This is a genomic window from Microcystis sp. LE19-41.2A, assembly GCF_027530405.1.
GTDB classification, from domain to species: domain Bacteria; phylum Cyanobacteriota; class Cyanobacteriia; order Cyanobacteriales; family Microcystaceae; genus Microcystis; species Microcystis aeruginosa.
Genome location: NZ_JAPZQJ010000602.1, coordinates 1 through 6,704 on the forward strand (window position 1 = coordinate 1; position 6,704 = coordinate 6,704).

A 6,704-nucleotide genomic window follows, 5' to 3' on the forward strand; every position below is an offset into this window, starting at 1 on the left:
GTCAGGAGTCGGTCGTTTCAGGCTTTGTTGCCCTTGTTTTTTGTACCAAGCGATGTACCACAAGAAGGATAATGCAAGGTTTTTGAAAGTCCCAATCCTATTTTCGCAGCATGAACATCGGACTTTAACAGGTCAAAAGCCTTATTTTAAAAGGGTTTTACCATTATTCAGCAAACCCTAAATAATCATTCTTTAATAACCAGATTTAGTTGAATATCCACAGCGTTTCTCATCAAGGTGAAGTATAGATTAAACCTTGCCGAAGTAAGGATTCCAGTCGCAAAAATGCGCTTCATCCATCTGAGAAACGCTGTCAAGTCTTACCTTCCCGTTTCCGAATTCGCCGGTAAAAATCCTGATTTTCAGCTTTTAATCTCTGGGACGAGGTAAACCCATATCTACCGATAGAAGATGACTGCAAGCAAAACCGGAAAAGGCCACCGCGTTTAATCCTTGACCAGGGAAGGTACTATCTCCCACACAATAAAGATTAGGAATAGCTGTGCGATTAAAGGGCATTCCTAATAAGCCTAACAGTTTTCTTCGCGGTATTGGGCCGTAACTGCCATCGATTCTATTCAAAAAGCGGCGATGGGTGCGGGCTGTGCCAATTTCGATATAATCTAATCCTGTATCTAGTTTGGGAAAGAGTTTTTTCAGGCGATCAATGAGACGATGAGCAGCGGCCTCTTTTTTCTGTTGATATTCTTGAGGGGGCAGTTTTTGCCATTGATCAATCCAGCTAGGGGTGAAAGTATGAATGATATGATGGTCCGGGGGTGCGAGGGAGGGATCGAGTAAGGTAGGAATAGAAACAAAGATAGTTCCCTGTTCTGCTTCCATATTTTCCCAATCTTCTAGTAAAATATGGTGACATTCGCTTCCTGATGGTAACACATCGGCCTTAACTCCCAGATGCAAACTCAGGAAACTGGGGGATTTTTGATAGCGTTTTTGCCATTTTTTTTCGCTGCCCGGGAGAGATTCCGGGGGGAGTAGTTTCTCGAAGGTATCCCAACGGGTGGCATTAGAAACAATCTTTTTAGCGTAGTATTCCTTACCATTGGTCAATTTTACCCCGATCGCCCGTCCTGCATCTAAAATAATCTTATTCACTCTCGCTTGATACTGGATTTCACCACCGGCTTTTTCCAATCCCGCGACTAACTTGAGAGCAATCTGTCCTACTCCCCCTCGGGGATAGTTAATTCCGCCGTAATGGCGATCGCTAAAGACCATTCCCGCATTAATCATCGGAGTGCGATCGGCGGGTACTACCGACCAACAATAACATTCCATATCGATAAATTTCAATAATTTCGGGTCTTTAATATATTTTCTGGCCACATCTCCCGCATTTTGGGGTAAATACTTGACCAATCCCAAACAGGATAAAGGATGCTGGAAAAAAACCCTAGTCAGATAGCGGGGTTCTTCCAGCGATAGTAAATCCATACTATTGAGGCAATTAAACACCTGCCAGCATTCATCGTAAAAGCGCCGGATACCAGTTTTTTCTCCGGGAAAATGGCTAATTAATTCCTGTAAAAATTGTTCGTAGTCGCGATGAACTTTTAAGTCTAACCCGTCCGGGAGATGATAATGGATCTGGACGGGATCGGCAATGGTTTCGATACTCATATTCACCGCTGCCAAAGCCTTGGTTAGGAGGTTAGTCGTCCCCTTTTTGCCAAAACCAAAAATCATCGAAGCACCCACATCAAAACGATAACCCTCTCGTTCAAAATAACCTGCGCTGCCCCCCGGAATCAGATAACTCTCTAAAACTAAGACTTTTGCCCCTTTTGCCGCTAATTGCGTCGCTGTCACCAATCCCCCGATTCCCGACCCAATCACGATCGCATCGTACTGATTACTCATAACTTGACTCGATAAATTTTTGTATCAATTCTTGATTGTAACCCTTGACTAGCGGTCATTTATCGGCTAGTTTGCGGGAGCAAAAAATTTTTTGCCAGCGATGAAAAGTTGCTAAAAGGAAAAAATTCTGGACAAATCTGGCAACTTGACATAATTGGGTTTGGGTGATATAATCTCCGGAAAGACAGGTAGCGCTACTGTTATAAAAACATTGGCTCTTCTTGTTTCTGTGTGGAAGGGAGAAGAATAGGGGGAATTTTCCAGAAATATATTCTTCAAAGCCCTGCCTAGCAAGACTACTACAAATAATAAGCACTGATTATCACAGAAAGTCGAGAGGAGCTAAGTAAATTTACCTTAAGATTAATTAATCAATTGGATAATGTATAGAAAACTGGCCAAAAAAATCCTTAAATTAGCTAATTCCCTATCTAGGTCATCGAAGCGATCTCTTTTGATTGTCACCGATTGCCTGATTTTTTGTCTAAGCATCTATCTGGCCTTCTCTCTCAGATTTAATCTGAGCCTCGAATATCAGCAAATTAGACCTTTTTTAGGGAAAATATTCGGTTTAATTGCCATTAAAACTCTAGTTTTCTATCTCAAAGGTATTTACAGTCCCGTAGTACGTTATACAGGATTAGAGTTTCTTTCCTCCGTACTGCAAGCGGTTCTCTATAGTTCAGGGGTTTTAATCAGTCTGGCCTACTTTCAAGGGGATGCCTTTTTGCCACGTTCAGTCCTGATTATCGACGCATTGTTAACCCTAGTATTGGTTATCGGGGTGAGATTGTTGATTCGTTCTGTCTTTCACCGTCTCAATATTTACGTCAGTAGTCTGGATAGGGAACCGACAATCGTTATCTATGGTGCGGGGATTGTGGGTTGTCAATTAGCACGTTCCCTGCAAAATGACCCCCACTATCGTTTATTAGCTTTTGTTGATGATAATCCCGATTTGCAGCAGCGAGTGGTCCAAGGCATTAGGGTTTACCCCCCCTCTCAATTGGCACTACTGCACCAAAAAAGGGCCATTGACTGGGTTGTTCTCGCTATTCCGAACCTAGACAAGGCCAGAAAGCGGCAAATCATCGAAAGTCTAGAAACTTTACCCATCGACATTAAAACCGTTCCTCCCCTCTCAAAAATTTTATCGGGAGAAGCGACCATCAATCAGATTCGCAGTGTCGATGTCTCGGAATTATTAGGACGGGAAGAAATTCTACCCCATCCCGAACTTTTGGGAAAAAATGTCACCGGTAAAGCGGTGTTAGTCACCGGGGGTGGTGGTTCCATCGGTTCGGAATTATGCCGACAAATCGCCTTCCTCAAGCCAAAATGCTTGGTAATCTACGAATTAAACGAGTTTTCCCTCTACAAAATCGATCTCGATTTAAGCGAAAATTATAGCGATTTACGCAAGTATGCCTATCTAGGCAATGTTCTCGACCGCAATCATCTGGCCCGAGTCATCCAACAACACCAGATCCAGACAATTTATCACACGGCCGCCTATAAGCACGTTCCCCTTGTGGAAGCCAATCCTAGTCAAGGGATTTACACTAATGTTTGGGGAACCTTAAATGTCGCTCAGACCGCGATCGAGAATTCAGTTAGTAATTTAGTTCTTATTTCCACTGATAAGGCCGTCAGACCGACTAACATTATGGGGGCCAGTAAACGCTGTGCTGAGTTAGTCGTACAAGCTTTGGCCGCTTTACCCGACACTTCCACCTGTTGCGCTATCGTCCGCTTTGGCAATGTTCTCGATAGTAGCGGTTCCGTGGTGCCGCGTTTCCGGGAACAAATCGCCCAACGTAAGAATATTACCCTCACCCATCGCGATATTATTCGCTATTTTATGTCTATTCCCGAGGCGGTGCGTTTGGTTATGCAAGCAGGAGCCATGGCCCGAGGGGGTGAGGTATTCCTGTTAGATATGGGTGAACCGGTAAGAATTTACGATTTGGCCCTACAGATGATTCGTTTAAGTGGCTTGGAATTAGGACAAGATATCAATATTGAAATCACAGGATTAAGACCAGGGGAAAAACTCTACGAAGAATTATTAATCGATACCGATAAAGCTCTTCCCACCGCTCACCCAAAGATTTTTTGCGCTCATGAACACTTTCTTGCTTGGGACAAATTGCAAATCAAATTAGAGCAACTGCTTAATTATATTCAAGTTAATGACCGTCAGGGCTTAGTTAAGTCCCTACAAGATTTAGTTCCCGAATACCAGACCCCGCAGCAAATAGCCGGTCATTTGTCAAGTCAAAAGTGAAAGAAAGGAGTTTTAGCGAGTGCATCCCACATTTGCAGAAATACCGACAATTAGGGTCTGCTGAAAAAGTTTTTCCTGGGGGTAGGAGTCAGGAGTCAGGAGTCAGGAGTCAGGAGCCGGTCGTTTCAGGCTTTGTTGCCCTTGTTTTTTGTACCAATCGATGTACTACAAGAAGGATAATGCAAGGTTTTTGAAAGTCCCAATCCTATTTGCTTGCACTAACATCGGACTTTAACAGGTCAAAAGCTTTATTTTAAAAGGGTTTTACCATTATTCAGCAAGCCCCAATTAGCAATTATCAGTGACTCTTAAATTAGTACAAAAATATGGTTCTTCGTTACTTAGTATGGTTCGATAGGGGGGCATAAATCGACTAAATCCTTATCTGGCAAGAGACTTAATTGATTAGTTCGCTCTAGATAAAAAATAATTGACAAAAATCGCCAAATGCCTTTCTATATAAGGGTTCCATCCCTTATAACCCCCGTCCATTGCATAACAAAAACCGAAGAACCAAAAATATGAACAATCGCGTGTAAGCATCCCACCGAAAAACTAATGCGCTCCAGGGTTTGATCCCCAACGGGGGGTTTGGGTAGGGTTGATTCATGAATCAACCCTACTATCACTCAACCCTAGGGTTGAGTGATAAAACCGAAAGTAACGCCCAATTTTAGGAGAAAGTTTCCCCTTAAAAATCCCAAATTAGTAGATTTACAAAAATGAGATGCACCCGTTTTAGATATCCTCTTTTTCACCAAATTTATTAATCTAATTGAACCGAATGCTCTTGTTTTAATTGCTTTTGGATGGTTTTTACTGTCCGCTCAATTTTATCGATTCCGCGAGAAGAAGGGCGATTTACCCTATCAGCTAGAGGAGAAGTTTGTTGAATAGCAATGCTTAAATAAAGGGGAAAAGCGAGGGTAAAGGCTAAAAAAAGACGTTGTAACATGATCCACTCCCACAAAAGTTTTTCAGCGATTATTCTAGCCGGCTGAAACTTTTACCAGAATAACCACTAACTAGGAAAATTTCAGCCAGTTTGTGACAGTCCGGCAATTGGTGGGGTAATCCTAAAGAATTAGCGCTGAAACCCTCAACCCTAGAGCGAGAGTCTGATAGATTGATCTAGGAACATAATCGATCGCTCTATCTATGCACAAAATTCCAGTTACTGTGATCACGGGTTTTCTGGGTGCGGGAAAAACTACCCTCATCCGTCATCTACTACAAAATAATCAAGGCCGACGGGTGGCCGTTATGGTCAATGAATTCGGAGAAGTGGGAATTGATGGTGATTTATTGAAAAGTTGTCAGACCTGCGATGACAACCCCAACGATAATATTGTGGAACTGACCAACGGTTGTCTGTGCTGTACAGTACAGGAAGAATTTCTCCCCACCATGCAGAAATTGCTGGAGCGACGGCAACAGTTGGATTGTATGCTGATCGAAACTTCGGGGTTAGCTTTACCTAAACCTCTGGTTCAAGCTTTTCGCTGGCCGGAAATCCGCAACGGTGCGACGGTGGACGGAGTAATCACCGTGGTGGATGGTTTTGCTGTCGCTAGGGGTCGTCTGGTGGCGGATTTGGACGCTTTAACGGCACAAAGGCAAGCAGACCCCAATTTAGAACACGAAACGCCCATTGAGGAGTTATTTGAGGATCAGTTAGCCTGCGCTGACCTGGTACTCTTAACTAAAACCGATCTCATCAGCGAAATCGAATTAGAAAAAATTATTAATTGGCTGAAAACACAACTGCGATCGACGGTAAAAATAGTTACTTGTGCTGATGGACAAATTAGCCCCGATGTGCTATTGGGATTTAATGCCGCCGTCGAGGATGATTTAGCTAGTCGTCCTAGTCATCATGATCACGAGGAAGAACACGATCACGATGAGGAGATCAATTCTGTGCAGTTTTGCCTCGATTCTCCCGTAGATGCCCGAATTTTGACCCAACGGATTAAAGAATTGGTAGCCCGAGAAGAAATCTATCGGGTCAAGGGATTTGTTAACGTGGCCAATAAACCGATGCGTATGGTGTTACAGGGAGTCGGCGATCGCGTTGATTCTTTCTTCGACCGACCCTGGCAATCCACAGAAATGCGGCAAACTCGCTTGGTCTTTATCGGCCGCTCCCTCGATAGTCAGAGAATCGAGCAGGCCTTAACTAGGGTTTGCTGAAGAAGTTTTTCCTAGGGACAGGGTGTGGGGTGTAGGGTGTGGGGTGTGGGGTGTGGGGTGTGGGGTGTGGGGAAAGAAACCTCTTTCATCTGTGGGGGTGAAAATTTTTTCATCGGGACTGCCTCCTGCCGACCGCCTGACCCCACCAACAAACTTTTTCAGCAAACCCTCTCCCTTCTCCCTTCTCCTCTTCTCCCTTCTCCTGGGAGCATCTCACTTACGCGATAAGTAATTATACTTAGCCTAAAAGCCACTCTTAATCGTGTCTTGGAACGAAATAGAGGCTTTTAAAGACTGCGTACATGGAGAATTAAAACAAGAATTACCCTCGAAAAGCCTATTT

4 protein-coding genes are annotated in these 6,704 nt (G+C 43.6%); 2 read left to right on the forward strand and 2 right to left on the reverse strand.

Annotated elements, in window-relative coordinates; translation table 11 throughout:
- Positions 1 to 369: 369 nt before the first annotated feature.
- On the reverse strand, positions 370 to 1,881 hold the full coding sequence (gene crtH, locus O9290_RS25100; RefSeq protein ID WP_288027688.1) for a carotenoid isomerase: 1,512 nt from the start codon (positions 1,879 to 1,881) through the stop codon (positions 370 to 372).
- 382 nt (positions 1,882 to 2,263) lie between these two features.
- On the opposite strand from crtH, the gene O9290_RS25105 reads away from it, so the two are divergent.
- Positions 2,264 to 4,168 (forward strand): polysaccharide biosynthesis protein, encoded by a 1,905-nt coding sequence (locus tag O9290_RS25105; protein WP_288055887.1) that lies wholly within the window; start codon positions 2,264 to 2,266, stop codon positions 4,166 to 4,168.
- Between the two features lie 766 nt (positions 4,169 to 4,934).
- Here the strand turns inward: O9290_RS25105 and O9290_RS25110 are convergent.
- Positions 4,935 to 5,123 carry a hypothetical protein gene (locus O9290_RS25110; protein ID WP_288025457.1) on the reverse strand — a complete coding sequence of 63 codons (189 nt, stop codon included), beginning with the start codon at positions 5,121 to 5,123 and terminating at the stop codon, positions 4,935 to 4,937.
- Between the two features lie 203 nt (positions 5,124 to 5,326).
- Between O9290_RS25110 and cobW the strand changes: the two genes are divergently transcribed.
- A complete protein-coding gene (gene cobW, locus O9290_RS25115) occupies positions 5,327 to 6,361 on the forward strand; it encodes a cobalamin biosynthesis protein CobW (RefSeq protein ID WP_002759916.1) in 1,035 nt (344 codons plus the stop codon).
- Positions 6,362 to 6,704: the final 343 nt, after the last annotated feature.